This is a genomic window from Halomonas sp. SL18_1 (assembly GCF_055755715.1).
Genome location: NZ_JBVTRK010000001.1, coordinates 3,142,439 through 3,167,792, shown reverse-complemented (window position 1 = coordinate 3,167,792; position 25,354 = coordinate 3,142,439). Strand labels below are relative to the sequence as shown.

Here is a 25,354-nt window from a genome sequence, read left to right as displayed (position 1 = left end):
GTTCCTATACCTGATCCAGGATATCGATATTATCCCTTTGCCTGCCGGGCGCGCTAGGCTGTAGACACTTCCCTCGTGATTGCCGACAGGAGCCCGCTACCGTGGTCGATTCCCTGCCCCAGGAGACACTGTTCTTCCAGGCCCTGCGTTCCGGCGACTGGCCCGAACCCGACCGGGCCTGGAGCCTCGATGACGCTGAACTCAGCCGTGCCGGCCTGGTCGAGCTGTTCGAGTCCCAGCTGATGAGCCGCCATCTGGATCTGCATGCCCGGCGCCTGCAGGCCCGCGGCGAGGCCTTCTACACCATTGGCAGCGCCGGTCACGAGGGCAACGCCGCCATCGCCGGCGCCTTCGACCCACGGATCCCGCCTTTCTGCACTACCGCGACGCCGCCTTTCTGATCCAGCGCGCCCGTCAGGTGCCCGGCCAGACGCCGCTATGGGATCTGCTGCTCAGCTTCGCCGCCTCGGCCGAGGACCCCATCTCCGGCGGCCGGCACAAGGTGCTGGGCTCGAAGGCACTCGCGGTGCCGCCCCAGACCAGCACCATCGCCTCGCACCTGCCCAAGGCGATGGGGGCAGCCTATGGGCTCGGCCTGTGGCGACGCCTGGGCGGCGGGGGTGACTGGCCGGCCGACAGCGTGGTGATCTGCAGCTTCGGCGACGCCTCCTTCAATCACTCCACCGCCCAGGGGGCGATCAACGCCGCCGGCTGGGCCGCCTACCAGGGCGCCCCGATGCCGCTGGTGCTGGTCTGCGAGGACAACGGCATCGGCATCTCCACGCCCACCCCCGAGGGCTGGGTCGAGGCCAGCATGCGCGCCCGCCCCGGCTTTCACTACCTGAGCTGCGACGGCCTCGATCTGCTGGATACCCGGCGGGCGGCCCGGGAGGCGGCGCGCATCGCCCGGACGCACCGCCAGCCCGTGTTCCTGCACATGCGCTGCGTGCGGCTGTTCGGCCATGCCGGCTCCGATGCCCAGCAGGCCTACCTCACGCCCCAGCGCATCAAGGCCGACGAGGCGCGGGACCCCCTGCTGGTCAGCGCCGGGCTGCTGCGCCACCACGGGGGCTCGACGATGCCCGGATCGGTGAGCTCTACCGGGCGGTGGGGGAGCGGGTGGCCCATGTCGCCGAAGCGGCAATTCAGCGTCCCAAGCTGGAGACGGCCGAGCAAGTGATGGCCAGCATCGTGCCGCTGGCGCGGCCGGGGCGCTGCCGCCCCTGGCAGGGAGAGCTGGACCCGGCGCCGGCCTCCATGGCGAAGCTGCTCAACCAGGCGCTGGGGCGCCTGATGGGCCGCTATCCGCATCTGGTGATGGCCGGCGAGGACATCGGCCGCAAGGGCGGCGTCTACGGGGTCACCCAGCGGCTGCAGGCCCAGTTCGGCCCGCACCGGGTGATCGACACCCTGCTCGACGAGCAGAGCATCCTGGGGCTCGGCATCGGCCTGGGCCACAACGGCCTGGTGCCGATTCTCGAGATCCAGTTTCTGGCCTACCTGCACAACGCCGAGGACCAGCTGCGCGGTGAGGCGGCCACCCTCAGCTTCTTCTCCAACGGCCAGTACACCAACCCCATGGTGGTGCGTATCGCCGGGCTCGGCTACCAGAAGGGCTTCGGCGGCCATTTCCACAACGACAACGCCATCGCCGTGCTGCGCGACATCCCCGGCCTGCTGGTGGCCTGTCCGTCCAATGCCGCCGATGCCGTCGGTCTGATGCAGGAGGCGGTGCGCCTGGCCGACGAGGAGCAGCGGGTGGTGGTGATGCTCGAGCCGATCGCCCTCTACCACCGCCGCGACCTGCTGGAGGAGGGCGACGGCGGCTGGTGCTTTGCCGACCCGGGGCCGGAGCACCGCCTGGGGGTGGGGGAACTCGGCGTCTGGGGGGAGGGGCGAGTGCTTGCCATCGTCACCTACGGCAACGGCGTCTACCTCTCGCGGCAGGCGGCGGCGCGACTGGAGGCCGAAGGCATTGCCCTGCGCATCGTCGACCTGCGCTGGCTCACCGCCATCGACCACGCGGCTGTGCACCGCCGGGTCGCCGACTGCGACCAGGTGCTGGTCGTCGACGAGTGTCGCCGCTCGGGCTCGGTCAGCGAGGAGCTGATCGCCGCCCTGGTGGAGCGTGGGGTGGAAAGCCGGCGCCTGCACCGCCTGACCGCCGAGGACAGCTTCATTCCGCTGGGGCGGGCCGCCACGGCCACGCTGCCCTCGGCGGACGCCATCGTCGAGCGGGCGCGGGCCCTGATCGACAGGGCCGACAATAGTGGCGTTGACGCCCAGAAGACGCTGACAGGGAGCCAGCAAGCATGAGCGAGAGACGCGAACGACTGCTGATCGTCTGCCCGGGCGGGGCACCTACACCCAGGCGGAGTGGGGCAGCCTGACCCGCCATGCCGGCGGCGCGGAATGGCTGGCGCGCTTCGATGCCCGGCGCCGCGAGGCGGGGCTGCCGACCCTTTCCGCACTGGATGCCGAGCTGCCGTTTCGTGCACGCCTGCATGGTCGCGGCGAACACGCCGCGCCGCTGATCTATGCCTGCGCCCTGGCCGACCTGCTGGCCATCGACCGCACTCGCTACGAGGTCGTGGCGGTCACCGGCAACTCCATGGGCTGGTATATCGCCCTGATGGCCGGCGCTGCCCTGGGCAGGAGGACGCCTTCGAGCTGATCGGCACCATGGGGCAGATGATGCAGGAGCGGCTGGCGGGCGGGCAGCTGCTCTACCCCTGGGTCGACGAGCAGTGGCGCCCGCAGTGGGAGAGGCGGCGTGAGCTGCTCGCGCTGATCGACCGGTTGCACGGCGACCAGGGGGCTGAGCTCTATCTCTCCATCGAGCTTGGCGGGATGCTGGTGTTCGGCGGCAACGAGGCGGGGCTGGCGCGACTGACCGAGGCGCTGCCGGTTAGGGATCGCTTCCCGCTGCGCCTGCATCAGCACGCCGCCTTCCATACGCCGCTACAGCGGGAGGTGCGCGACGCCGCTCGCCAGCGTCTGCCGGCAGCGCCCTTCCGGGCGCCGAGGGTGCCGCTGATCGATGGACGTGGGCACCTCTGGACCCCCTGGAGCAGCGACCCCGAGGCCCTGTGGGATTACACCCTGGGGGAGCAGCTGGTGGCCCCTACGATTTCACCGCGGCTCTGCGGGTCGGGGTGCGCGAGTTCGCCCCCGATCGGGTGGTGGTGCCGGGGCCCGGCACCAGTCTGGGAGGAGCCACCGCCCAGGCGCTGATCCAGTTCGGCTGGCAGGGGCTGGACAGCAAGGCGGCCTTCCAGGCGCGCCAGGCCGAGGACCCGCTGCTGATCGGCATGGGCATTCCCGAGCAGCGCCGCCTGGTGGTGGCTTAGGCACTGTCTGAAAACTGGCTACGCTCGACCATACGGCGTTAAAAATTTCGCCTGTAGACATGATGGATTGACCTGCCCCTCCTCAACGTCGTGGGTTACGTTGAGGTTGAGGCAACAACACAGAGCCACTATTGAGGGAGGCAGGTCATGAAACAGTCTAACGCAACTCAGCGAGCCGTTGTCGACCGCACCGTCACCGAGCAGGTCAACGCCGCCAGCAACGTTCACGCCGCCTATATCGGGCTGGATGTCCACAAGGCGAGCATTGCGGTGTCCGTCGCCGAGGCGGGGCGGCATACCCCTGAGTTTCGTGGCGAGATTCCCAATGAGCCCAAGGCGATCGACAAGCTGGTTCGCCAGCTGAGCGAGCGCTTCGCTGGGCAGCCTCTGCTGTTCAGTTACGAGGCTGGCCCCTGCGGCTACGGGGTCTATCACCAGATCCAGGCCAGCGGGCATGACTGCGAGGTGGTGGCCCCGACCCTGATCCCGCGCCGCGCCGGCGATCGCGTCAAGACTGACCGCCGCGATGCGCAGATGCTGGCGCGCCTGTCGCGGTCCGGGGAGCTCACGCCCGTCTGGGTGCCTACGCCGGAGCAGGAGGCGATACGCGACCTGACGCGGGCCCGCGAGGACATGAAGGCCGTCGAGCTCAAGGTGCGACAGCGACTGAACGCCTTCCTGCTGCGTCACGGCAAGGTCTATCCCGGCAAGAGCAAGTGGCTTCCTGCCCACTTCCGCTGGCTGGAAACGGTGCGCTTCGACACCTCGGTTCAGCAGATTGTGCTCCAGGAGTACATCGAGGCGGTGCGCGATGCCCGGCGCCGCGTGGCCGGCCTGGAGAGGCAGATGGAGACAGCGCTGCCGAGTTGGTCACTGGCCCCGGTGGTCGAGGCCATCCAGGCGATGCGCGGTGTCAGCCTGATCACGGCGATGACGGTGCTGGCCGAGCTCGGTGACATCAGCCGCTTCGACTCGCCTCGTCAGCTGATGGCCTACTTGGGCTTGGTGCCCAGCGAGCACTCGAGCGGTGGCAGCCGACGCCAGGGCGGCATCACCAAGACCGGCAACGGGCATGTACGACGCGTGCTGGTGGAGGCCGCCTGGAGCTACCGGTTCCCGGCCCGCAAGACGCGCATCATCGAGCAGCGGGCCGAGAGGACCTCGCCGACGGTGCAGGCGATTGCCTGGGAGGCGCAGAAGCGGCTCTGTGGGCGCTACCGCCGGCTGGCGGCCACGGGCAAGGTCAAGCAACAGGTGGTGACGGCCGTGGCCCGGGAGCTGGCCGGCTTCCTGTGGGCGATTGCCTGCGAGGCCATGGGCAAACCCCACGCCAGTCGAGCCACGGCATGAGCTTCCCGTCCCAGTGCCTTCGGGTCAGGGAGCGTCGGGCCGGTGGGAGAACCCCTGACGCTCCTATGAGGCCCCCGCCCTCCGGGGCAGGGTGACCCTCGCTTGTAGACCAGGGCAGCTCCGCGACGAAGTGATGACAGGTCGGTACCCAACCCACGAATACCAGAGAGATCCACCGTCGCTGATCAGCCCCTCGCTTCCTGATCCGAAGGCATTGAGGATGATCACAAACGACAGAGACAACCGAACCCTTGACAGGTCAATCCATACCAGGAGCGCCGGTCCCCGTCGCGACTGGCGCCGCAGGCGCCTCGGCGGAGGCTGCCGGAGTTGGCAACAACCGGGCCCATTGGCAACGCCGCCGGGAGGCTTCGCCTCCAGTCGCGAGCTGAAGCTGCTCCTACATTAGTAAATTTCGCCTGTAGGAGCGCCGGTCCCCGTCGCGACTGGCGCCGCTAGGCGCCTCGGCGGAAGCTGCCGGAGTTGGCGCTGACCGCCAGCGCAGGCAACCCCGCGGGGAGGCTTCGCCTCCAGTCGCGAGCTGAAGCTGCTTATATGGACCCGTCCCGTTGTGCAAGCCCGACACGTATCGGCGGGGGTGAGACTGCACGCTTATATCCGGCCTGTCAGTGGCACTTCGTCGGTACCTGGCCATGATGGGATGCGCGCTCTCCGATCTGATCTCCTACTCGGCCTCACGAGTGGCCATACAGCTTCACAGAGTGGCGGAGAGCCGGTCTGACCTGTCCTGCCATCTACGTACGTACCTGCGCAACCTCCGGGAAATCTAAGTTATTTCATGCCATCTTCGTGCTTCACGGCATGGCTGCGTAGCGCGTGTCACGCGCCATCACCGCCCAGCAGATTCTGCCGAGCTTGTTCGCCAGGGCGACAGTGGCCTTGGCAGCGCCGCGTCGCGCGGCCAAGGAGCATGCCCAACGTGCCAACCGATCCGGCTGTTGCTGGCGCTGCAAGGCACGCAAGGCCGCTCGGGCACCATGCACGAGCTGTCGACGCACCTCGCCGTTGCCCCGCCTGGAGATGCCCATCAATCGCTCCTTGCCGCCACTCGAGTGCTGGCGGGGCGCCAAGCCAATCGAGGCGCTGAAGGCGCGGCCATTGGCAAACCGTTTCGGATCGCCGATATGGCTGACCAGCAAGGTGGCATTGACCGGCCCGATGCCGGGCACGCTCATCAAGCGCTGACAAACCGGCGTCGTCTTGGCCAGCCGTGCCAGGCGCTGATCATAGGCACGGATGCGGGCATCCAGCGCCAGCCACTGGTCCAGGACATCATCCAGTACCACGAAGAGGTCGTCGCCCAGCTGGACTCGATGCTCGGCGAGCACGCGCCTGACCTCCCCCTGGCGAAACACCGAGTGCCCCTTGGCCACGATGATCCCCATTTCGGCGAGCAAGCCATGCAGCTCATTACCCAGCGCCGTCCGGCTGGTGATGGCCCGTGAGCGCACGCGATGCATCGCCTGCAGCGCTTGCTGTTCCAGTGTCTTGGGCGCCACCCGTGGCGTGGCATCCCGGGCCGCTGCCTCGGCAATCGCGCGGGCATCCCGGGCGTCGCTCTTGTGCCCGAGGACGAAGGGCTTCACGTACTGGGGCGGAATCAACTGGACCTCATGCCCCAGCGCCTGAATCTCCCTGGCCCAGTAATGGGCCCCGCCGCAGGCCTCCATGGCGACAACGCAGCGAGGCAGTTGGGCTAGCGTGGTGGGAAATGCCGAGCGTGACACCGTTTTGCTGAACACCTGCCGCCCTTTGGAATCGACGGCGTGAAGTTGAAAGACATGCTTGGCGAGATCGATCCCGACGATGCTAATGTGATTCATGGATGGACCCTCTCTTCGAGATGCCGTGTGGTGCCCCGTGCACCCAAGATGGCGTTGCAAACTCATCTTGGCACAGGGAGGGACGGGTCCATCCCATTTCCTACATTAGTAAATTTCGCCTGTAGGAGCGCCGGTCCCCGTCGCGACTGGCGCCGCAGGCGCCTCGGCGGAAGCTGCCGGAGTTGGCGCTGACCGCCAGCGCAGTTAACCCCGCGGGGAGGCTTCGCCTCCAGTCGCGAGCTGAAGCTGCTCCTACATTAGTGTCCGTCCAGAAAGACGGGATTTCGTGCGATCTGGCATCGGCGGCGCCACGATGTTCCCGCCCCGGAAGCCTGATCGTCACGAGACATGGTCATTCCTCACCAACTCTGCCATTGGCGGGTGATAGTTGCTTGTGTGAAGGCGTGGCAGGGCCCGGCGAGCTGGCTTGCCGTAGGGGCGACACGGGGTCGGATATCCGCTCAGGTGGGTATCGGTTTCAAGCGGGCCAGCAAGGCCAGGTTGTGGGCGACGACCGAGGACCACGCGTAGGCCTTGAAGTGAGCCAGCCCCTTCCAGGTGCAGCGGCCCAAGCCGTAAGCTCGCTTCAGGCACGAGATACCGGCCTCGATACCGGCGCGGAAGTTGCGCAGCTTGCGATACACCCAGGGACTCTTGGCCATGGCGTCAATGGCCAAGCCGCGCTTTTTGTGGAACACCACGTCGTCAACCTGTCGCGCCTTGGCGGCATCGAGGTTGGCGATGCTGGCGTAGCCGCCATCGGCCGCCATCTGGCGGGGCGGCCTGCCGTACTGGGCGATGTGGCGGTCGAGCATCGGCAGGAGACGCTCGGCATCCGCCGGATTGCCGTCCTCGATCACGACATCCAGCACTAGGCCGCTGCGGCCGGTGCTCAGGTTGAGCTTGTGGCCATACTGCACGTCCCGGCGGCCCTTGACGATGATGTCGGTATGCGCTTCGAAGAGGCTCACGAGCTTGTCCTTGGCCGGGACCTTCTTCCCGCGCAGTACGCGCCGCTCGGTCTGTGCGATGACGCGCCGGATCAAGGGCGTGAAGTGGGCCAGTTGAGCCTGCCAGGCGTCGTAGTCCGACGACAGCACGGCACGCTGCGCGCGCAGCGCCATAGCGGCTTGCTCGGCGTATGCCAGGCTCTTCTCCGTCACCGCGATCAGATCCTGGTACAGGGCTACCTTCTTGTCTTGCCCCCGGGTGTACTGGATCGTGCGCATCCGCTTCTTGGCCCGGCGCCGATGATCGCAGAACGCGATCGGGACCCGGTCACCGGCTAGCTCCCGCGCCTGCTTGAGCAGCCGGACCAAGACCCGGACGCTATCCCACAGCAAGGTGCTGTCACTGGGCGCGTGAACCGGGGCATCGGTCACAGTGCTGTCGATCCGCAGCATGTCGCCGCGCTCGATCCGGACGGTGCAGGCCTGCTGCAGCAGGTGCTGGTTGATCCGCTCCCAGGTCGTGTCCGAGATCTGGCTGATCACGCCTTGCAGCGCCGCCTTCTTGGGGACCCAGCCCGTCGTCAGCCGGGCAAACGCCTGGCACGACATCGAATCCAACAGACAGAACGCCAGCTCCGCGTAGCTGAGCTGCCGGTATTGCTTGAGAAGCGCACAGCGCAACACCGACTCACAGCTCAGGCCTTGGCGACCAACGGGCTGGACCGCGTCGGTCTTCAGGTCCATGGCCACCCAAGCCAGCAACTCCGGGTGCGCGTCCAGCCAGGCCGACATGGCCTGCAACTCCAGGCCGATCTCGTGCTCAGCGTAGCGTTCGAATATACTGCTCTGGACGGTGCGTTCTGCACGCATCAGTCACCCCCGTTTCCTTGGCAAGTCAGTGTGTTAGCGCCTCTGATCTTACCAGGGTAACGGGGTTTTTTGTGTCCGTTCGGCAGAAATTCTCAACAATATCAGAATGTTGGGGTTTCTGGACGGGCACTACATTAGTAAATTTCGCCTGTAGGAGCGCCGGTCCCCGTCGCGACTGGCGCCGCAGGCGCCTCGGCGGAGGCTGCCGGAGTTGGCAACAACCGGGCCCATTGGCAACGCCGCCGGGAGGCTTCGCCTCCAGTCGCCGAAGCGTCGGACCGGAGCTAAAGCTGCTCCAGCAGAAGACACCTACTGCTGTAGTACTAGGAGCCGGCCCAGGGTTACTCCGGCATGCCCAGCCGCTGATGCAGGCGCAGCATCACCGCTACCTCGTGCTCGGGGCGCAGCGGTTCGAGGCCCAGCTCGCCGAACAGCTCGCCTCGGGCCCGGGTCCACTCGCCGCTGTCCAGATCGGGATAGAGGCTGTCGGCCGGGGCCAGCTCCACGAAGGGGTCGATGCCGAAGGTGTCGAAGAGCCGTGCCAGGGCGGCCTCGTCGTCGCTCACCCCGGCGGTGAACAGGGTGGCGTTGAAGTGATCGTTCTCCAGCTCGCGAATCACATCCAGGGGGCTCACGCCGAAGCTGTTGAGCTCTTCCATGCTGTAGCCGTTGAGGGCGTTCATCTCATCGTCGAGCCAGCCGTCGTCGGGCTGGATCAGGGTGTGCTTGATACGCCCGTCGGGAAGCACCCAGGCGATTGCCAGGGGCAGCTCGCCGTCCTCGCCGGTTTCCACGGCAATGAATCCGGGGATCTCTTCCATCATGCGTTCTCCTGCCGGTGGTCGGGCGCTGCGCTCTCCTGTTGCCGCTGGTCCAGGCGGAAAAAGGCACTGGCGGTGGCCGTGGTCGCCGCGGCCAGTTCGGCCTCGTCGATGCCCCGCCAGTGGGCGATTTCCCGCACGATCCAGGGCAGCAGCGCCGGCTCGTGTCGCCTGCCCTTGAGTTTGGCAGGTGAATTGCGCGGCAGCAGGTAGGGGCAGTCGGTTTCCACCATCAGCCGGCTAAGCGGGATCTCGCCGACCAGGTCGCGCAGGTGGTGGCCGCGACGCTCGTCGCAGAGCCAGCCCGTCAGGCCGATATGCAGGTCCAGGTCGAGATAGCCGTACAGCGTCTCGCGATCCGCGGTGAAGCAGTGGATCACCGCGTCGCCGATCGCGTCGCGACAGGCGTGGAGCATCTCGCGCATGCGGCGGCCGGCGTCGCGCTCGTGGATGAACAGCGGCTGGCCGCTCTCGGCGGCGAGCTCCAGCTGGGCCTCGAAAGCCCGCTCCTGCTCGGCCGGCGTCGAGAAGTTGCGGTTGAAGTCGAGCCCGCATTCGCCCACCGCCACTACCTCGGGCTGGCGGTGCAGGTCGCGCATCGCCCGCGCCAGCTCGCCGCTCCAGCGGCTGGCGTCGTGGGGGTGAACGCCGGCGGTGGCGTAGAGCCCGGGATGCCGGCGCGCCAGCGCCACGGCCTGCTCGGCGTGCTCGCGGTCGGTGCCGGTGAGGATCAGGGTGGTGACGCCCGCCGCCCGCGCTCGAGCGATCACCGCCTCGAGGTCGCGGGCGAAGCTCTCGTGGGTCAGGTTGGCGCCGATGTCCACCAGCGGCGCCGGGGAGCGAAAGCGCAGCGCCTCGGGCAGCGTCGTGTCGCCGTCGGGGGGAGCGTCTTGTGCATGGCCGTGCTCAGTCTCCAGGAGCGAAAACGGCCTATCGTCACATGCCCGGTCGAGGCCTGCCATGCGTTACACTAGGGCGCCCGATGACTGGATGAGGACTGCGCGTGACCCTGCTACGTCTGGAACGTCTGCAACTGGCCTATGGCACCCATGTACTGCTCGACGGCGCCGACCTGATGCTGGAGCGCGGGGAGCGGCTGGCGCTGGTGGGCCGCAACGGCACCGGCAAGTCGACCCTGCTCAAGCTGGTGGCCGGTGAGATCCTCCCCGACGGCGGCAGCATCTGGCGCGCGCCGGGGCTCAAGATCGGCGTTCTGGACCAGAACCTGCCCGAGGCCAGCGGCGAGACCATCTTCGATGTGGTGGCCCAGGGGCTTCCCGAGGCGGGCGAGCTGCTCTCGGAATACCACCACCTGGTGCAGGCCGAGGCGCCGGACATGCGCCGCATGGCGACGCTGCAGACCCAGCTCGAGGCCATCGACGGCTGGTCCTTCCACCAGCGTATCGATGTGGTGCTGACGCGCCTCGGACTGCCCGAGGATGCCGAGATGGCCTCGCTCTCCGGCGGCTGGCGCCGGCGCGTGGCCCTGGCCCGGGCGCTGGTGGCCGAGCCCGATCTGCTGCTGCTCGACGAGCCCACCAACCACCTGGATCTGGATACCATCGCCTGGCTGGAGGAGCAGCTGGCCGCCTTCAACGGCGCGGTGCTGTTCATCACCCACGACCGTACCTTCCTGTCGAAGCTGGCCACGGCGATTCTCGAGCTGGATCGCGGCCGCCTGGGGCGCTATCCCGGCGACTATGGCAAGTATCAGGAGCAGAAGGTCCACGAGCTGGAGGTGGAGGCCCGGGAGCACGCCGAGTTCGACAAGAGGCTGGCCCAGGAAGAGGCCTGGATTCGCCAGGGCATCAAGGCGCGGCGGACCCGCAACGAGGGCCGCGTGCGGGCGCTGGAGCAGATGCGCCTCGAACGCAGCCAGCGCCGCGAGCGCCAGGGCAAGGCCTCGCTCTCGGTGGACAGCGGCGAGCGCAGCGGCAAGCGGGTGGTAGAGCTCAAGGGCGTCAGCCACCGCTACGGTGAGGAGACGGTGATCCGCGATCTCTCCCTGGAGATCCAGCGCGGCGATCGCATCGGGCTGATCGGTCGCAACGGTGCGGGCAAGACCACCCTGCTCAAGATCCTGCTCGGCGAACTCGCGCCGAGCGAGGGCCAGGTGCACCTGGGCACCAACCTGCAGGTGGCCTACTTCGACCAGCTTCGCGCCGGCCTCGATCCGGAGAAGAGCGTCTACGACAATGTGGCCCAGGGCAGCGACCGGGTCACGGTGGGGGCAAGGACAAGCACGTCATCAGCTATCTGCAGGACTTTCTGTTCACCCCCGTGCGTGCCCGCCAGCCGGTCAAGGCGCTCTCCGGCGGGGAGTCCAACCGCCTCCTGCTGGCCAAGCTGTTCACCCAGCCGGCCAACGTGCTGGTGCTCGACGAGCCCACCAATGACTTGGATGTCGAGACCCTGGAGCTACTCGAGGAGCTGTTGCTCGACTTCGACGGCACCCTGCTGCTGGTCTCCCACGACCGTGCCTTCATGGACAACGTGGTGACCGGGGTGCTGGCCTTCGAGGGCGATGGCGTGGTGCGCGAGTACGTGGGCGGCTACAGCGACTGGGTGCGCCAGGGTGGCGAGTTGCCGCCGGCGCCCTGGGAGGGCGCGGCGCGCCAGCGGGCGGAACCCGTCGCCACGGCGACAGAGGGGGCTAGCGTTACGGCGCCCGGCACGGTGGGGGCCGCACCAAAGGCCGACCCGGCCCCGGCGGCGAAGAAGCCCGCCAAGCTCTCCTACAAGCTGCAGCGTGAACTCGACGGCCTGCCGGCCGAGATCGAGCGGCTGGAGAATGAGGTGTCGGGCTTCGAGGCCAAGGTGGGCGACCCCGGCTTCTACCAGCAGGAGAGCACGGCGGTCACCGCGACGCTGGAGGCCATGGCGGCGAAACAGGCCGAACTCGACGCGGCCATGGAGCGGTGGATGGAGCTGGAGGCCCTCGCCGCGGGGGAGTAATGGGCATAGAGGAAATGCCTCGTGGGAGGCCGATTCATCGGGCGAAGGCGCCGGAGGGCGCCCCGCACTTGCCGCTCTGGCAGCGCGAGGCGCTGCTTGGTCGAAGCGTTGAACCGGAGCTGAAGCTCCCTCCCGCAGGACAGTGAGGGGAGGCGACTACTCGGCGCTCTTCTCGCCCTTCTTCCCCACCCGCACGGCCAGGACGTCGCACTGGGCGCCGTGCAGTACGCCGGTGGAGGTGGAGCCGAGCAGCAGGGCGAAACCGTGCCGGCCGTGGGAGCCGACCACGATGAGGTCGACGTCGTGCTCCTCGGCGAAGCGGTGGATCTCGGTGTCGGGCATGCCGACCACTACGTGCTGGTTCTCCTTGGCCACATGGGCGTCGGCGATCTCGGCGAGGCGCTGCTTGGCATGCTCGTCGAGCTGGTCCTGGATGCTGGTGAGGTCCATGGGGATATCGCCGCCGTAGGCGAAGCCCAGCGGCTCCAGGGTGTGCATGATCGAGAGCTTGGCCTGGTTGCGTTCGGCGATCTGCAGGGCGCGCTCCAGCACCTTGTGGGAGTCCTTGGTCAGATCGACGGCGACCAGGATGTGACGATATTCATTGCTCATGAGAGGCTCCTGAAGAGTGGCGGGGTGACGTGAACATGCCATCACTCTAGGACGAACGGTGAGCGAGGACAACGACTTGCGTCAAGATTCATTCAGGAGATACCGATGGTCTGGTTGCTGATACTGTTCGTGCTGATGCTGATGATCTCGCCGGTGCTGTGGCTCAAGCCCAGCCCGCGTCAGCGGCGCATCGCGCCGCTGCGCAGCGCCGCCGGCAAGGCCGGGGTGCAGGTGACGCTGGCGTCACCGCCGCTGCACGGTATCGCCACCGCCATGCCGGGCTATCGCTGGCCCTATCCCCAGGACGCGCCGGGGCCGCGCTTCGTGCTGGTGCGCGACAGCGAGGCCAGCGAGGCCCTCAAGACCTTTATTCCCGGCTGGCGGTGGCGCATCGAGCCGCTGCGGCCGCTGCCTGAGGCGGCGTGCAAGCCATTGGAGGCGCTGCTGATGCGCCTGCCCCAGGATGCGCTGGTGATCGAGTCGCGGGAGCCCGGCATCACCCTGTGGTGGTGGGAGTCTCAGGGAGCCGAGCGCTTTCTGACCTACGTAGCGGACTTTCGTCGGCTGCGCGATGCCCTGGCTGGTCGCGCCGACCGGCTCGAGGGGCCGCGCCCCTTTGGTCACGCCGAGGGCACCGCGCCGGAGTGAGACCCGCCCGGCGCTCAGCCGTCGCTTTCCCGGGCCTGGATTTCCAGGCCGTTATTCTCGATGTGGGCCAGTAGGGCGTCGAGCTGGTGAACCTCGGCGTCGCTCAGGCCGTCGAGCATCTCGCGGCGGGCCTGGGTGACCACCTCGTCGATCTGCTCCAGCAGGGGGGTCGCTTCCAGGGTAAGAAGACGCGTTTGGTGCGGCGGTCCTGCTCGCAGGGGCGTCGCTCGATCAGCCCTTGCTCGGCAAGCTGGTCGAGGGTGCGCACCAGCGACGGCGCCTCGACGCCGATGGCCCGGGCCAGGTCGCATTGGGGCTGGCCGTCGCCCAGGCGCCATAGGTGGTAGAGAGTGATCCAGCGGGTCTGGGTCAGGCCCAGCGGCGCCAGTCGCCGGTCGATGATCGCCCGCCACAGGCGCGGCAGGCGTGACAGCCGGAAGCCGATGTTCTGGTGCATGGGACTCCGCATTTGCGTTGAATTTGCCGAATTGTCCGGAGCCGCCGCGTGTAATGCAAGCGGTACTCCGCTGCCCCCCTCCTAGGGTCCGACTCGCGTCCGCCCCATTCAGTGCCACTCAGGGCTTGACGAACCGCGCCGACTGCACCAAGCTTCCAAAATCAAACGGCCGTATGAAATCGGGCGCTCCTCCAATGCCAATCCTCTGTGTGGAGATTCGTGGATGATCTATCAAGGCAATGCCATCACGGTGTCGCGCGGTACCCAGAACGGGGGCGACGACATCGCCACGCTCACCTTCGACCTGAAGGATGAATCCGTCAACAAGCTCTCCAGCGCGGTGGTGGGCGAACTGGGCGAGGCGGTCAAGGCGATCGAGGCCGAAAGCGGTCTGAAGGGGCTGGTGATCACCAGCGGCAAGGAGGCGTTCATCGTCGGTGCCGACATCACCGAATTCCACGGCCTGTTCGACAAGGGTGAAGACTACCTGGTGGAGATGAACCTCAAGGTGCATGACATCTTCAATGCCATAGAGGATCTGCCGTTCCCCACCGTGACCGCTATCAATGGCCTGGCGCTGGGCGGCGGCTGCGAGGTGCTGCTGACCACCGATTTCCGTGTGATGAGCGAGAAGGCCAAGATCGGCCTGCCGGAGACCAAGCTGGGCATTCTTCCCGGCTGGGGCGGCTGCGTGCGCCTGCCGCGCATGATCGGCGCCGACAACGCCATCGAGTGGATCGCCGGCGGCACCGAGAACCGCGCCGATGCCGCGCTCAAGGTGGGTGCCGTCGATGCGGTGGTGCCCGGCGAGCAGCTCGAGGCCGCGGCGCTGGATATCCTGGCCCGCGCCAACAGTGGCGAGCTCGACTACCGGGCGCGCCGCGATGAGAAGAAGCAGCCGCTCAAGCTCGGTCCTATCGAGCAGATGATGGCCTTCGAGACCGCCAAGGGCTACGTGGCCGGCAAGGCGGGGCCCCACTACCCGGCGCCGGTGGAGGCGATCAAGGTGGTCCAGAAAGGGGCCGGGGAGGAGCGCGGTCGCGCCCAGGCCATCGAGGCCAAGGCCTTCGCCAAGCTGGCCCTGAGCAGTGTCGCCTTCAACCTGGTCGGCCTGTTCATGAACGATCAGGTGGTCAAGAAGAAGGGCAGCAAGTACGAGAAGCAGGCGCGGCCGGTCAATCAGACCGCGGTGCTGGGCGCAGGCATCATGGGGGGCGGCATCGCCTACCAGAGCGCCTCCAAGGGCACCCCGATCCTGATGAAGGACATCAAGGACGAGGCCATCGAGCTTGGCCTCAAGGAGGCCCGCAAGCTGTTCGCCAAGCAGGTGGAGCGCAAAAAGCTCACCACCGAGCAGATGGCCGAGAAGCTCACCAACATTCGCCCGACGCTTTCCTATGGTGACTTCGGCAACGTCGACCTGGTGGTCGAGGCGGTGGTCGAGAATCCCAAGGTCAAGGACGCGGTGCTCACCGAGGTGGAAGGCCTGGTCGGCGAGGAGACCATCCTCACCTCCAACACCTCGACCATCTCGATCAACCGCCTGGCCGAGAACCTCAAGCGCCCCGAGAACTTCTGCGGCATGCACTTCTTCAACCCGGTGCACCGCATGCCGCTGGTCGAAGTGATTCGCGGTGAGAAGACCAGTGATGCCGCCGTGGCGGCCACCGTGGCCTACGCCCGGGCCATGGGCAAGACGCCCATCGTGGTCAACGACTGCCCGGGCTTTCTGGTCAACCGCGTGCTCTTCCCCTACTTCGGCGGCTTCAGCCTGCTGATGGAGCAGGGCGCCGACTTCCAGCGCGTCGACAAGATCATGGAGAAGTTCGGCTGGCCCATGGGCCCCGCCTACCTGCTCGACGTGGTGGGCATGGACACCGCCGTTCATGCGGGTGAGGTGATGGCCGAGGGCTTCCCCGAGCGCATGGGCCAGATGGGCGGTGACGGCAGCAAGAGCGCCATTCAGGTGATGTACGAGAATGAGCGACTGGGCCAGAAGAACGACAAAGGCTTCTACGCCTACGAGGAAGACAGGAAGGGCAAGCCGAAGAAGGTCAGCGACGAGGCGGCCCATGCGCTGGTCAAGCAGGTGGTACGTGAGGAGAAGGAGCTCTCCGACGACGACATCATCGCCCGCATGATGGTGCCGCTGTGCCTGGAAACGGTGCGCTGTTTGGAAGACGGCATCGTCGAGACGCCGGCCGAGGCCGACATGGCGCTGATCTACGGCATCGGCTTCCCGCCGTTCCGCGGCGGTGCGCTGCGCTATATCGACGCCATGGGCGTGGCGGCGTTCGTCGAGCTGGCCGAGGGGCTGGCCGAGGAGCTGGGTCCGCTCGATGCGCCCACCGACAAGCTGCGCGAGATGGCCAAGGCCGACGAGCGCTTCTATTCCACCCAGGCGCAGAGCTGAACCCACCGCGAACAGGAGATGTTGAGAATGAGCTTGAACCCGAGAGATATCGTGGTGGTCGACGGAGTGCGTACCGCCATGGCCAAGGCCAAGAACGGTGCCTTCCGCCACGTGCGTGCCGAGAATCTGTCCGCCGCGGTGATGCAGGCGCTGTTCGATCGCAACGCCAATCTCGATCCCTCCGAGGTCGACGACGTGATCTGGGGCTGTGTCAATCAGACCCTCGAGCAGTCGATGAACATCGCCCGCAACGCGGCGATCATGACCGGCATCCCGCGCACGGTACCGGCCCAGACGGTCAACCGCCTGTGCGGCTCCTCCATGACGGCGCTGCATATCGCCGCGGCCAACATCAAGGCCGGCATGGGTGACTTCTATATCATCGGTGGCGTCGAGCACATGGAGCATGTCGCCATGACCCACGGCGTCGACGTCAACCCGGCGGCCAGCAAGTATGCCGCCAAGGCGGCGATGATGATGGGCCTGACCGCCGAGCTGCTGGGCAAGATCGCACGGCATCGGCCGCGAGGAACAGGACAAGTTCGGCGTGCGCTCCCACCAGCGGGCTCAGGCCGCCATGGAGCAGGGGCGCTTCGACAATGAAGTGATCGGGGTGGAAGGCCACGATGCTAACGGTTTCCGCGTGCGGGTCGACCGTGACGAGGTGATTCGCGCCGACGCCAGCCTGGAGAAGATGGCCGAGCTCAAGCCGGTCTTCGACCCGCGCAGCGGCACGGTCACCGCCGGCACCTCTTCGGCGCTGTCGGTGGGCGCCTCGGGCATGGCGGTGATGAGCTACGAGCGCGCCCAGGCGCTGGGCCTCGAGCCCATCGCCCGGGTGCTCTCCACCGGGGTGGCCGGCTGCGATGCCTCCATCATGGGCTATGGCCCGGTGCCGGCCTCCAAGAAGGCGCTCAAGAGCGCCGGCCTGACCACCGACGATATCCAGACCGTCGAGCTCAACGAGGCCTTTGCCGCTCAGGGGCTGCCGGTGCTCAAGGATCTCGGCCTGCTCGATGCCATGGACGACAAGGTCAATCTCAACGGCGGCGCCATCGCCTTGGGCCATCCGCTGGGCTGCTCCGGCGCGCGTATCTGCACCACGCTGCTCAACGTGATGCAGCAGCGCGACACCACGCTGGGCCTGGCCACCATGTGTATCGGCATGGGACAGGGCGTGGCCACGGTGTTCGAACGTTTGAAGTAAGCCCCGACGGGTGAAGTCAGCACTTTCTGCGGTAAACCGGTGGCCCCGTCCTCGTTGGCGGGGCCACCGGCGTTTGAGGCGTTGACGACTGGGGCCAGGAGCCATAAGATGCATTTTTTATGCATCTTAACGAAGCCATCGCGAGGCAATGCCAATGGGACTCCTCACTAGCCTGCTCAAGAAAATCAAGGCAGAAGATAACCCGGCTGCGGAGAGTCAGGCCGTTCAGACCTTCGAGCCTGCTCCGTCAGCGGCGTCTGTCGCCGAGGTCGGCGAAGACGAGGCCGTCAGCGCCGACGCCGAAAAGAAGCCGCATGGGGAACCGGGCGTTTGCTGCGGCTCTTGCCACTGATCCCGGCCAGCGCGCCAGGCTGCCAGCCAGCCATCGGAACGTTACGCAGCGGGCATGCCCTTCCAGGCATGCCCGTTTTGCTCTTAACCGTTCGGCTAAAACGCCTTCTCAGCCGCTGCTCGATACTTCCGGGACGATTTCCCCAGGGCCTTCCTCGACCATGATGGTGCCTGGCTTGGCCTCTTGCGGTGCGATCCAGCCCTGTTCGCGATAGTAGCGCAGGGCGCCTTCATGTAGCGGGGCGGTGAGTCCCTCTTCGATCATCGACTCCGGGGTCAGGGTACCAAAGGCCGGATGGTAGGCTTTGAAGCGCAGCAAGTTGTCGAAGACCCGGGATACCAGACGATAGACGAGCTCCGGATCGCTATCCGCGGTGGTCACCAGGGTGGCGCGCACGCCGAAGGTCCGCACCGCCGGCTGGTCGGGACCATAGAGCCCACCGGGAATCCAGGCGCGGCTGAAGAAGGGGTAGGCGGCGATCAGAAGGTCGATCGCCGCGCCTTCCACGTCCACCAGGGCGGCGTTGCACAGCCGGATTGCCTGGGCCACCGAGTCGTTGGGATGACCGACGGTATAGACCATGGCGTCAATGTTGCCGTGGCAAAGCTCCATGGCCTGCTGATCGGCAGGCAGTTCGTTGACCTGGCGAAAGCTGTTGCGGCTCCAGCCTCGAGCATCCATGACCCTGAGCATGGTGCCGCGCTGGCCGGAGCCGGGATTGCCGATGTTGACCGAACGACCCGCCAGGTCGTCGAGTCGATGGATGCCGGCATCGCGTCGCACGACCAGGGTGAAGGGCTCGCTGTGCAGGGAGAAGACCGATCGTAGGCCGGGGTCCGGCCCAACTTCGCGGAACCCCTCCGTACCGGTGGCGGCGTAATGATGAAGATCGGACTGGGCCAGTGCCAGGGTGAGTTCGCCGCGGCGCAGGGCTTGTAGATTGGCGCTCGAGCCATCGCTGGGCACTGCCCGGCAGGGCACGTCGATGGTCCGACACAGGACGCGCCCCGCGAGGTGGTAGACGCCGGCAGGGCTGGCGGTACCGATGATCAGGGGGTGTCGGATGATGCCGGCGACGAATACCAGCACATCAGGCCGATAAGGCCGATGGCCACACGATGGGCAGTTGCTTTCATGACTCACCTCGGGGCAGTGAGCCGGCCAGAGGCCATACCAGGATCACGTAGGGAGGCTGGGAGGAAGCCGTTGGTGATGGCTTCGCATCGGGATCTGGTCGACAGTGGTTTATTCTGATTTAGTGTCTTTTTATATTTTCTTTTTTTACATGAGAGACCATATGCCGCCCAAGATTCTGCATTGTTGGGGCTGTGGCACATAGAGAGGTATAGCACCCCTGCCCATGGTGGCAAGGGGATTTCGCTACAGCACGCCCGCCTCCAGCCCGGCGGCCAGGTAAAGTCCTAGTTCCTCGACCTGATCGACGAAGTCGCTCTGCCATTCCCCGCGCAGGATCAGCGGTTCCTGCGCCCAGCGCCAGCGCAGTCCCGTGACGATGCTCTCCACAGCCCGACGAGTGCCGGTGCCGTCGTGTCCGGCGCGGATATAGAGCGCGCAGGGCAGCCCCTGCGTCGCTTCGAGGATCGGGTAGTAGCTGCGGTCGAAAAAGTCCTTGAGCGCCCCGCTCATGTAGCCGAGGTTCTCGGTGGTGCCGAGCAGAATGGCATCGCAGGCCAGGACGTCTTCCGGACCGGCTTCCAGCGGTGGTTTGACCACGACCTCGACGTTTTCGACATTCGGGTCGCGGGCGCCGCGTTCGGCGGCCTTGCGCAGCTCTTGCGTATTGGGTGAGGGCCCGTGGGCCACGATCAGCAGTCGTTTCATGTTTGACAGTCTAGCGAGTTTTATCAACGCTGCGGTCTGCGATACTGAGTGAGTACGCCATTCCTTTCGGACCAAGGAGGATTCCTGCAATGGCATTTGCCCTGTCGAACATGCAATTGGAGAGTGCAGCCTTTGCCGCCGGTGACGCCATCCCGGCCAAGTATACCGGCGAGGGCGATGACGTCTCACCGCCGCTGGCCTGGCATGACGCCCCGGAGGGGACCAAGGGCTTTGCGGTGATCTGTCACGACCCCGATGCGCCGCTGGTGCAGCATGGCGCCTATGGTTTCGTGCACTGGGTGCTGTATAACATCCCGGCCTCCACCAGTTCGCTGGAAGAGGCCACCGCCGTGGGCACCCGTGGCAAGAACGACTTCGGTAAGCACGGCTATGGCGGGCCCATGCCGCCGGAGGGGCATGGGCTGCACCAGTACTACTTCTGGGTGCTGGCCATGGATAAGCCCACCGACGACCTGCCCGAGGGGCTGACCCTGCATGACCTGCTGGTGCGGGTCGAGCCGCACCTGATCGGCATGAACCGGCTGGTCGGGACCTATCAGCGCAGCTGATGGGGCGCCGAGCCTTCGCTTACGTCGGCCCGCGACGTTGTGCGCACCGCGGGTCGGCAAGCCAGGGTCAGGCGTGGGCCTTGAACCTCAGCCGGACTGCATCGACGGTCCACTGGCCGTGGCTGTCGCACAGGCTCGGAGCGAGCCAGGTCGAGGCATTGTCGAGTATCGCCTCGCGCACATCCTCCTCCAGGTCGTGCAGGATGGAAGCCGCGAAGGAGGCCAGCCAGCCATTCATCCCCCGGGAGGGGCCATGGGCAGTGGCACAAGCTCGATGGACTCGATGGAAAAGCCCGCGCTGGTCAGCATCTCCCGGTACTCTTCCACGGTGGGAAAGAACCACGGTAGCCGCTCGATCGCGCTGATGCCCCGAAACTCCAGGGCGGCCACCAGGGCGGTGCACACCGCGGCCATGTTGCCGTGTCCGCCAAACTCGGCAACGAAGCGTCCCCCGGCTTCAGCGCCCGGCGTACCCCGGCGATCACCGCCTGGTGGTTGCGCAGCCAGTGAAGTGTGCCGCTGAACACGGCATCGAACTCATGATCGAACGGCAGCCGATGGGCGTCGAGCTGACGTGCCTGCAGGCCGCGGGCGAGTGCCGCCTCGACCAAAGACTCAGAGGCATCAATGCCGACCAGCTGGGCACCGGACCTGCCGAGTGTCTCAGTCAGAGCGCCGTCGCCGCAGCCCAGGTCGAGGATGCGCTCGCCGGCACACGGGGCTAGCAGCTTTACCGCTTCCATACCAGGCATGGCCATGGGGTCGGCACGGCGGGCGATGTCGAAAGCGCGCTGGCTCTGACCGGGAACGGAGCGTGGGGACTGAAACATGGTGCCTCCATTGGCGCGCGTTGGTAAGCCGCTTTGTGACCAGCATAACCTATTGGGTCGATGGCACCGCCTATCGACGTTGTCGCGAGAGCAGATCACGAATCAAGGGGCTGTCGGCGTCACGCTGGGTGGGAAGTTCGAAGCGCGCCTTGGCAATGGCGGTGCGCGACAGTTGGGCGGTGATCAGGGCATCGCCCGACGCCGCCTCGGCAAGAGTTTCGCCGCGAGGGCCGAGAATGCGTGAACCGCCCCAGAAATGGCTGCCCCTTCGGGACCGAAGCGGTTGGCCATGATCACGGGCGTACCGTAGGTCATGGCATAGAAGCGAATGTTCAGCAGCCAGTTCTGCTCGTTGGAGAACTCCTCGCTGACGATGCCCGATGCCGAGTTTATCGGCGCACATAACACGGTCGGGCGCGCCAAGAGAGCGGCATGCACCAGCGCGGGATTCCATAGGTCGGCACAGATCATCTGAGTCGACGTCCAGCCCGGGCGCACCTGCGCATAGGTAAGCTCCTCGCCGTGGCAGAACCACTTTCCCTCCTCGAGTCCACCGTAGGTGGGCAGATTGAGCTTGCGGTGCACCGCCAGGATCTCGCCGTCCTGCAGGATGGCCAAGGCGTTGTAGTACTCGCCCGGGCTGGCTTCCTCGACGAAGCCGACTACGGTCTGCATATCGCCGCTGGCATTTGCCAGTGATGCCAGGCGGGGGTCTTCCAGTGGCATGGCGACCTGCATCACGCGACTGGCGAGTCCATAGCCGGTCAGCGAGAGCTCCGGGAAGACGAGCAGTTCGACTCCTTGTCGCCGGGCCTCCGCCATGAGGTTCAGGTGGTGCTCGATGTTGGTGTCGACTTCGCCGAGCTGGCAGTTGATCTGAGCGGCGCCAACGAGTAATCGGTCTTGGTAGTGCATAGCAACCTCAAGGGTCTTGGGTGAGAAGCCTAGTCGGGGCCGAATCCCAAGGGGAAGTCATCGGCTCGTGATGCGCGGCTCAAAAGGCCGTGTCGCCAGGCTCCGGCGAGGCCACGACGTCGCTGCCGGTGACGATGCTTTCGAGTTCCTGGCAAAAGGCTTCCAGGGCCTCGCCGCTGTGTCCAGGCCGGCGGTGCAATTCGATCTCCACTTGGCCGAGGGGCGGCAGCCCCTCCTGCTCGCCGACGATGCGACACCCTGGCGGTATGCTGCGGGGAGTCTTGACCGTGATCGCCAGTCCCGCCTGTACGGGCAGGTTGATGGCGGTGGGGATTGGCTCGTGTAGCGCAGCTCCCAGCGTCGATCTACGCGCCCCAGTGCGGCGAGGGCATGGTCGCGGAAGATACAGCCTTCCGGGTTGAGCGCCAGCGGCAGGCGGCTCCAGGCCTGCGGCTGGCGATCCTCGGCCACCACCCACACCATCGGCTCCCAGCCCAGCAGGTGGCCCGACTGGGTCGGGGCGTGCCGCACCGACAAGACCACGTCCAGCAGGCCCTCCTGAAACCACTTCACCAGTGAGGCGCTGATTTCGCAGTTCATCTCTAGGCGGGAATCGGGAAAGCGTGCTGCGTAGCGCGGCAGTAGCTGAGGCAGGTAGGTCGCGGCCTGCTCCTCGGACGTGCCGAAGCGGATCAGCTCCCCTTGCTGGCGCTCTCCCAGCACCGCCCTGGCTTCGTCCTCGAGCTTGAGCATCTGTCGGGCATAGGGCAGCAAGCGCTCGCCGGACGCCGTCAGCAGCACGCTGCGGCTGGTGCGCTCGAACAGCGCCTTGCTCATCTGGTCCTCGAGCCGCTTGATCTGGAGACTGACCGCCGACTGGGTGCGGTGCAGCACCTTGCCGGCGGCACTGAAGCCCTGACATTCGGCGACGGTGACGAAAGCGCGCAGCAGGTCGGTATCCATGATCAATGAGCTCCTCAAATGGGTTTCATCTCAACCATTCATTTCAATTATGAATTCGTCGTCACTACCCTGTCCACACGACAACCCGAACATTTCCTCCCCGACGACAGGAGCGACGACCGATGCATGCCACGGCCGAGACACAAGCGACCGACTCCCTGGACGGCCTGATCGATCTGGGCTGCTACCCCATCGACAACCTCGACAGCCCGGCAGGCCGCGAGCTGATCGACAGCTGCCGCCGCCAGCTCGCTGAGGACGGCTGCGTGGTGCTAAAGAATTTCGTCCCCGAAGAGGCGTTGGCGCGGCTGGAGCGCGAGACCGAGCGCCTCTCGCCTCAGGCCCACTACAACCAGACCGAGACCAACCCCTACAACAGCGCCGGGGACCCGAGCTGCCCGACAGCCACCCGCTCAACCGCTTCGATGATCGTACCAACGGCTTCGTGGCCGGTGACCGCATCGACGGCGACACCATCATCCGCCAGGTCTATGAGCATCCCGGCTTTCAGCGCTTCATCGGCGCCGTGGTGGGCATGGAGGAAATTCACCAGTATGCCGACCCCCTGGCCGACCTGGTGGTCAACGTGCTGCGCGAGGGCTGCCAGCATCCCTGGCACTACGACACCAACGAATTCATCGTCACCATGATGACCCGCCAGTCCCATGGCGGCGGCCGCTTCGAGTATGCCCCGGGCATCCGCAGCCCCGAGGGCGAGAACTTCGATGAGGTGGAGAAGGTGATCGACGGCGACCGCTCGCGGCTCAAGAGCCTCGACCTTCAGCCCGGTGATCTGCAGGTGTTCTTCGGCCGCTACTCGCTGCATCGGGTCACCCCGGTGGAGGGTGACCGTGAGCGCCATACCGTGATCTTCGCCTACGCCAAGGAGCCTGGCTTCATCGGCCGCCCCGAGCGTGCCAAGCGCATCTTCGGGCGCATGGCGCCGGTGCACGAGCGGCTGCTGGAGGAGGGTATGAGCCGCTCCGACAGCCTCGCTGACTGATCCCCGGGTCTGTCACCGAGCCGGTCCCCGAACCCGAACCGCCATAACAACACCGTGCCGATGGCCGGCGACTTGCGGCCATCGCCCTGACGACACAGCGAGAGACCCCCATGAGCATCGTAGAGTCAGAGCAGCTGACCGATAGTGAACCGGACCGGATTCCGGTCGTGCCCTCGGCCCCGATGGCCAACGGCGACAGCATCCCCACCGCCTTCGATCCCAAGCAGCTGCGCGCCGGCCGCCTGGCACGCCTGAGGGCCATGATGGCCGAGCAGGGCTACGCCGCCCTGGTGCTGTTTGACCCCAACAACCAGCGCTACGCCACCGGCTCGCGCAACATGTTCGGCTACTTCCTGCGCAACTCCACGCGCTATATCTATGTGCCGCTGGACGGCCCGATCATTCTGTTCGAATACCCGGGCAGCGCCCATGTCTCCACCTGGCTGGAGACCATCGACGAGTCGCGCACCTCCAAGGTGGTGTGGTCGGCGGTGAACCAGCGCGACAATCTCTCCTCGGACCCCTTCGGCGTGGAGATTGCCGAGCTGGTGGAGGAACACGGCCGTGGCAACCGGAAGGTCGGCCTGGACCGCTGCGCCCTCAACCTGGCTCGCTCCCTGGAGGCCCAGGGGCTGGACGTCTACGACTGCATGCAGGACACCCTGCACTGTCGGCGCATCAAGACCCCCGAGGAGATCGCCTGCCTGGCCCAGTCCATGGCGGCAAGCGAGGCCTCGGTGGCCGAGGTGGAGGCCGCCATCCGGCCCGGGGTCACCGAGAACGAGCTGTTCGCCATCATGTACGGTGAGGTGATCCGCGGCGGCGGCGAGTTCATCGAGACCCGCCTGCTCAACTCCGGACCGCGCACCAACCCCTGGTTCCACGAGGCCAGCGACCGCAAGATCCGCCCCGGCGAGCTGGTGGCCCTTGACACCGACACCATCGGCTGCCACGGCTACTACTCCGACTTCTCGCGCACCTTCCCGGTGGGGCCGGGGCGCCCCAGCGCCTATCAGCGCGAGCTCTACCGCATGGCCTATGACCAGGTGCACCACAACATGGGCATTCTTAAGCCCGGCATCAGCTACCGTGAGATCGCGGAGAAGGCCTGGAAGATCCCCGAGCGCTTCCTCGACCGCCGCTATCCCTCGATCATCCACGGAGTGGGGATGCACGGCGAGACGCCGCTGGTGGCCCACCATATGGACTTCGATCGCTTCTCCAAGGATGGCATCCTCGAGCCGGGCATGGTGGTCTCGGTGGAGAGCTACATCGGCGAGGTGGGGGCCGCCGACGGCGTCAAGCTCGAGGAAGAGGTGCTGATCACCGACACCGGCATCGAAAAGCTTTCCCGCTACCCCTTCAACGAGGCACTGCTCGGCCGTGAATTCTGACTCCCGAGG

General features: G+C 66.3%; 22 protein-coding genes and 5 pseudogenes. 14 read left to right on the top strand and 13 right to left on the bottom strand.

Annotation, left to right across the window (positions count from 1 at the left end; translation table 11 throughout):
* Window positions 1-101 precede the first annotated feature (101 nt).
* The 6 genes and pseudogenes from ACSJDS_RS16145 to ACSJDS_RS16120 all read left to right on the top strand — a co-directional run bounded on the left by ACSJDS_RS16145 (window position 102) and on the right by ACSJDS_RS16120 (window position 4,700).
* Window positions 102-401, top strand: coding sequence for a hypothetical protein (locus tag ACSJDS_RS16145; RefSeq protein WP_473034144.1), 300 nt, complete (start codon window positions 102-104; stop codon window positions 399-401).
* Window positions 347-1,180 (top strand): annotated as a pseudogene (locus ACSJDS_RS16140) (thiamine pyrophosphate-dependent enzyme); the annotation flags it as partial. The gene ACSJDS_RS16145 and the pseudogene ACSJDS_RS16140, both read left to right, overlap by 55 nt.
* The gene (locus tag ACSJDS_RS16135; RefSeq protein WP_473034143.1) at window positions 1,120-2,316 is read left to right on the top strand and encodes an alpha-ketoacid dehydrogenase subunit beta; all 1,197 of its coding nucleotides are present in this window, start codon (window positions 1,120-1,122) and stop codon (window positions 2,314-2,316) included. The pseudogene ACSJDS_RS16140 and the gene ACSJDS_RS16135, both read left to right, overlap by 61 nt.
* 366 nt (window positions 2,317-2,682) lie before the next feature.
* The gene (locus tag ACSJDS_RS16130) at window positions 2,683-3,234 is read left to right on the top strand and encodes a hypothetical protein (protein WP_473034142.1); all 552 of its coding nucleotides are present in this window, start codon (window positions 2,683-2,685) and stop codon (window positions 3,232-3,234) included.
* The gene (locus tag ACSJDS_RS16125; RefSeq protein ID WP_473034141.1) at window positions 3,183-3,350 is read left to right on the top strand and encodes a hypothetical protein; all 168 of its coding nucleotides are present in this window, start codon (window positions 3,183-3,185) and stop codon (window positions 3,348-3,350) included. Before ACSJDS_RS16130 ends, ACSJDS_RS16125 begins: the two co-directional genes overlap by 52 nt.
* Window positions 3,351-3,497: 147 nt before the next feature.
* The gene (locus ACSJDS_RS16120) at window positions 3,498-4,700 is read left to right on the top strand and encodes an IS110 family RNA-guided transposase (RefSeq protein ID WP_473032606.1); all 1,203 of its coding nucleotides are present in this window, start codon (window positions 3,498-3,500) and stop codon (window positions 4,698-4,700) included.
* A gap of 815 nt (window positions 4,701-5,515) precedes the next feature.
* On the opposite strand, the gene ACSJDS_RS16115 is transcribed toward ACSJDS_RS16120, so the two are convergent.
* From ACSJDS_RS16115 to ACSJDS_RS16100, 4 genes are all read right to left on the bottom strand, one after another.
* Window positions 5,516-6,544: an IS110 family RNA-guided transposase gene (locus ACSJDS_RS16115; protein WP_473034140.1), complete on the bottom strand. Its 1,029-nt coding sequence runs from the start codon at window positions 6,542-6,544 to the stop codon at window positions 5,516-5,518.
* Between the two features lie 461 nt (window positions 6,545-7,005).
* Window positions 7,006-8,364 carry an ISNCY family transposase gene (locus ACSJDS_RS16110; RefSeq protein ID WP_473034139.1) on the bottom strand — a complete coding sequence of 453 codons (1,359 nt, stop codon included), beginning with the start codon at window positions 8,362-8,364 and terminating at the stop codon, window positions 7,006-7,008.
* Window positions 8,365-8,705: 341 nt separating this feature from the next.
* On the bottom strand, window positions 8,706-9,185 hold the full coding sequence (locus ACSJDS_RS16105) for a hypothetical protein (RefSeq protein WP_473035049.1): 480 nt from the start codon (window positions 9,183-9,185) through the stop codon (window positions 8,706-8,708).
* The gene (locus ACSJDS_RS16100) at window positions 9,185-10,147 is read right to left on the bottom strand and encodes a TatD family hydrolase (protein ID WP_473034138.1); all 963 of its coding nucleotides are present in this window, start codon (window positions 10,145-10,147) and stop codon (window positions 9,185-9,187) included. The genes ACSJDS_RS16105 and ACSJDS_RS16100 overlap by 1 nt, the downstream gene beginning before the upstream one ends.
* Window positions 10,148-10,188: 41 nt before the next feature.
* Between ACSJDS_RS16100 and ACSJDS_RS16095 the strand changes: the two are divergent.
* Window positions 10,189-12,140: pseudogene (locus ACSJDS_RS16095) on the top strand (ATP-binding cassette domain-containing protein).
* 156 nt (window positions 12,141-12,296) lie between these two features.
* Here ACSJDS_RS16095 and ACSJDS_RS16090 read toward each other — a convergent pair.
* Entirely contained in the window at window positions 12,297-12,752 is a 456-nt protein-coding gene (locus ACSJDS_RS16090) for a universal stress protein (protein ID WP_238978347.1), read from the bottom strand.
* A 105-nt stretch (window positions 12,753-12,857) separates the two neighbouring features.
* On the opposite strand from ACSJDS_RS16090, the gene ACSJDS_RS16085 reads away from it, so the two are divergent.
* Window positions 12,858-13,400 carry a preprotein translocase subunit YajC gene (locus ACSJDS_RS16085; protein ID WP_473034136.1) on the top strand — a complete coding sequence of 181 codons (543 nt, stop codon included), beginning with the start codon at window positions 12,858-12,860 and terminating at the stop codon, window positions 13,398-13,400.
* Window positions 13,401-13,414: 14 nt separating this feature from the next.
* Here ACSJDS_RS16085 and slyA read toward each other — a convergent pair.
* Window positions 13,415-13,857 (bottom strand): annotated as a pseudogene (gene slyA / locus ACSJDS_RS16080) (transcriptional regulator SlyA).
* Window positions 13,858-14,080: 223 nt separating this feature from the next.
* On the opposite strand from slyA, the gene fadB reads away from it, so the two are divergent.
* The 3 genes and pseudogenes from fadB to ACSJDS_RS16065 all read left to right on the top strand — a co-directional run bounded on the left by fadB (window position 14,081) and on the right by ACSJDS_RS16065 (window position 17,829).
* Window positions 14,081-16,270, top strand: coding sequence for a fatty acid oxidation complex subunit alpha FadB (gene fadB / locus ACSJDS_RS16075; RefSeq protein ID WP_473034135.1), 2,190 nt, complete (start codon window positions 14,081-14,083; stop codon window positions 16,268-16,270).
* A gap of 27 nt (window positions 16,271-16,297) precedes the next feature.
* A pseudogene (fadA, locus tag ACSJDS_RS16070) lies at window positions 16,298-17,477 on the top strand (acetyl-CoA C-acyltransferase FadA).
* 148 nt (window positions 17,478-17,625) lie between these two features.
* Entirely contained in the window at window positions 17,626-17,829 is a 204-nt protein-coding gene (locus ACSJDS_RS16065; protein ID WP_473034134.1) for a CCGSCS motif protein, read from the top strand.
* A gap of 108 nt (window positions 17,830-17,937) precedes the next feature.
* Here ACSJDS_RS16065 and ACSJDS_RS16060 read toward each other — a convergent pair whose 3' ends face one another.
* Together ACSJDS_RS16060 and ACSJDS_RS16055 are read right to left on the bottom strand one after the other, a co-directional pair.
* A complete protein-coding gene (locus ACSJDS_RS16060) occupies window positions 17,938-18,918 on the bottom strand; it encodes a TAXI family TRAP transporter solute-binding subunit (protein WP_473034133.1) in 981 nt (326 codons plus the stop codon).
* Window positions 18,919-19,209: 291 nt separating this feature from the next.
* On the bottom strand, window positions 19,210-19,671 hold the full coding sequence (locus ACSJDS_RS16055) for a flavodoxin family protein (RefSeq protein ID WP_473034132.1): 462 nt from the start codon (window positions 19,669-19,671) through the stop codon (window positions 19,210-19,212).
* An 89-nt stretch (window positions 19,672-19,760) separates the two neighbouring features.
* Here ACSJDS_RS16055 and ACSJDS_RS16050 point away from each other — a divergent pair, with 89 nt between their 5' ends.
* Window positions 19,761-20,240, top strand: a complete 480-nt coding sequence (locus ACSJDS_RS16050) for a YbhB/YbcL family Raf kinase inhibitor-like protein (protein WP_473034131.1) — start codon at window positions 19,761-19,763, stop codon at window positions 20,238-20,240.
* Window positions 20,241-20,307: 67 nt separating this feature from the next.
* On the opposite strand, the gene ACSJDS_RS16045 is transcribed toward ACSJDS_RS16050, so the two are convergent.
* From ACSJDS_RS16045 to ACSJDS_RS16025, 5 genes and pseudogenes are all read right to left on the bottom strand, one after another.
* Complete coding sequence (locus tag ACSJDS_RS16045; RefSeq protein ID WP_473034130.1) at window positions 20,308-20,478, bottom strand: hypothetical protein; 171 nt, start codon at window positions 20,476-20,478, stop codon at window positions 20,308-20,310.
* Window positions 20,475-20,654: a hypothetical protein gene (locus tag ACSJDS_RS16040; protein WP_473035111.1), complete on the bottom strand. Its 180-nt coding sequence runs from the start codon at window positions 20,652-20,654 to the stop codon at window positions 20,475-20,477. The genes ACSJDS_RS16045 and ACSJDS_RS16040 overlap by 4 nt, the downstream gene beginning before the upstream one ends.
* Window positions 20,655-20,749: 95 nt before the next feature.
* A pseudogene (locus ACSJDS_RS16035) lies at window positions 20,750-20,983 on the bottom strand (class I SAM-dependent methyltransferase); the annotation flags it as partial.
* A gap of 270 nt (window positions 20,984-21,253) precedes the next feature.
* Window positions 21,254-21,985: a nitrilase-related carbon-nitrogen hydrolase gene (locus tag ACSJDS_RS16030; RefSeq protein WP_473034128.1), complete on the bottom strand. Its 732-nt coding sequence runs from the start codon at window positions 21,983-21,985 to the stop codon at window positions 21,254-21,256.
* A 57-nt stretch (window positions 21,986-22,042) separates the two neighbouring features.
* Entirely contained in the window at window positions 22,043-22,948 is a 906-nt protein-coding gene (locus tag ACSJDS_RS16025; RefSeq protein ID WP_473034127.1) for a LysR family transcriptional regulator, read from the bottom strand.
* A gap of 445 nt (window positions 22,949-23,393) precedes the next feature.
* On the opposite strand from ACSJDS_RS16025, the gene ACSJDS_RS16020 reads away from it, so the two are divergent.
* Together ACSJDS_RS16020 and ACSJDS_RS16015 are read left to right on the top strand one after the other, a co-directional pair.
* Window positions 23,394-23,951, top strand: a complete 558-nt coding sequence (locus ACSJDS_RS16020) for a HalD/BesD family halogenase (protein ID WP_473034126.1) — start codon at window positions 23,394-23,396, stop codon at window positions 23,949-23,951.
* Between the two features lie 110 nt (window positions 23,952-24,061).
* Window positions 24,062-25,345: a M24 family metallopeptidase gene (locus ACSJDS_RS16015; RefSeq protein WP_473034125.1), complete on the top strand. Its 1,284-nt coding sequence runs from the start codon at window positions 24,062-24,064 to the stop codon at window positions 25,343-25,345.
* The last annotated feature ends 9 nt before the right edge of the window (window positions 25,346-25,354 follow it).

Bases quoted from the DNA above. Each gene is read 5' to 3' on its own strand.
- ACSJDS_RS16110 (WP_473034139.1), bottom strand. From the start codon at position 8,364: ATGCGTGCAGAACGCACCGTCCAGAGCAGTATATTCGAACGCTACGCT.
- ACSJDS_RS16065 (WP_473034134.1), top strand. From the start codon at position 17,626: ATGCCAATGGGACTCCTCACTAGCCTGCTCAAGAAAATCAAGGCAGAA.
- ACSJDS_RS16050 (WP_473034131.1), top strand. From the start codon at position 19,761: ATGGCATTTGCCCTGTCGAACATGCAATTGGAGAGTGCAGCCTTTGCC.
- ACSJDS_RS16015 (WP_473034125.1), top strand. From the start codon at position 24,062: ATGAGCATCGTAGAGTCAGAGCAGCTGACCGATAGTGAACCGGACCGG.
- fadB (WP_473034135.1), top strand. From the start codon at position 14,081: ATGATCTATCAAGGCAATGCCATCACGGTGTCGCGCGGTACCCAGAAC.
- ACSJDS_RS16130 (WP_473034142.1), top strand. From the start codon at position 2,683: ATGGGGCAGATGATGCAGGAGCGGCTGGCGGGCGGGCAGCTGCTCTAC.
- ACSJDS_RS16105 (WP_473035049.1), bottom strand. From the start codon at position 9,185: ATGGAAGAGATCCCCGGATTCATTGCCGTGGAAACCGGCGAGGACGGC.
- ACSJDS_RS16120 (WP_473032606.1), top strand. From the start codon at position 3,498: ATGAAACAGTCTAACGCAACTCAGCGAGCCGTTGTCGACCGCACCGTC.
- ACSJDS_RS16040 (WP_473035111.1), bottom strand. From the start codon at position 20,654: ATGGCCGCGGTGTGCACCGCCCTGGTGGCCGCCCTGGAGTTTCGGGGC.
- ACSJDS_RS16085 (WP_473034136.1), top strand. From the start codon at position 12,858: ATGGTCTGGTTGCTGATACTGTTCGTGCTGATGCTGATGATCTCGCCG.
- ACSJDS_RS16055 (WP_473034132.1), bottom strand. From the start codon at position 19,671: ATGAAACGACTGCTGATCGTGGCCCACGGGCCCTCACCCAATACGCAA.
- ACSJDS_RS16090 (WP_238978347.1), bottom strand. From the start codon at position 12,752: ATGAGCAATGAATATCGTCACATCCTGGTCGCCGTCGATCTGACCAAG.
- ACSJDS_RS16100 (WP_473034138.1), bottom strand. From the start codon at position 10,147: ATGGCAGGCCTCGACCGGGCATGTGACGATAGGCCGTTTTCGCTCCTG.
- ACSJDS_RS16030 (WP_473034128.1), bottom strand. From the start codon at position 21,985: ATGCACTACCAAGACCGATTACTCGTTGGCGCCGCTCAGATCAACTGC.
- ACSJDS_RS16045 (WP_473034130.1), bottom strand. From the start codon at position 20,478: ATGAATGGCTGGCTGGCCTCCTTCGCGGCTTCCATCCTGCACGACCTG.
- ACSJDS_RS16115 (WP_473034140.1), bottom strand. From the start codon at position 6,544: ATGAATCACATTAGCATCGTCGGGATCGATCTCGCCAAGCATGTCTTT.
- ACSJDS_RS16025 (WP_473034127.1), bottom strand. From the start codon at position 22,948: ATGGATACCGACCTGCTGCGCGCTTTCGTCACCGTCGCCGAATGTCAG.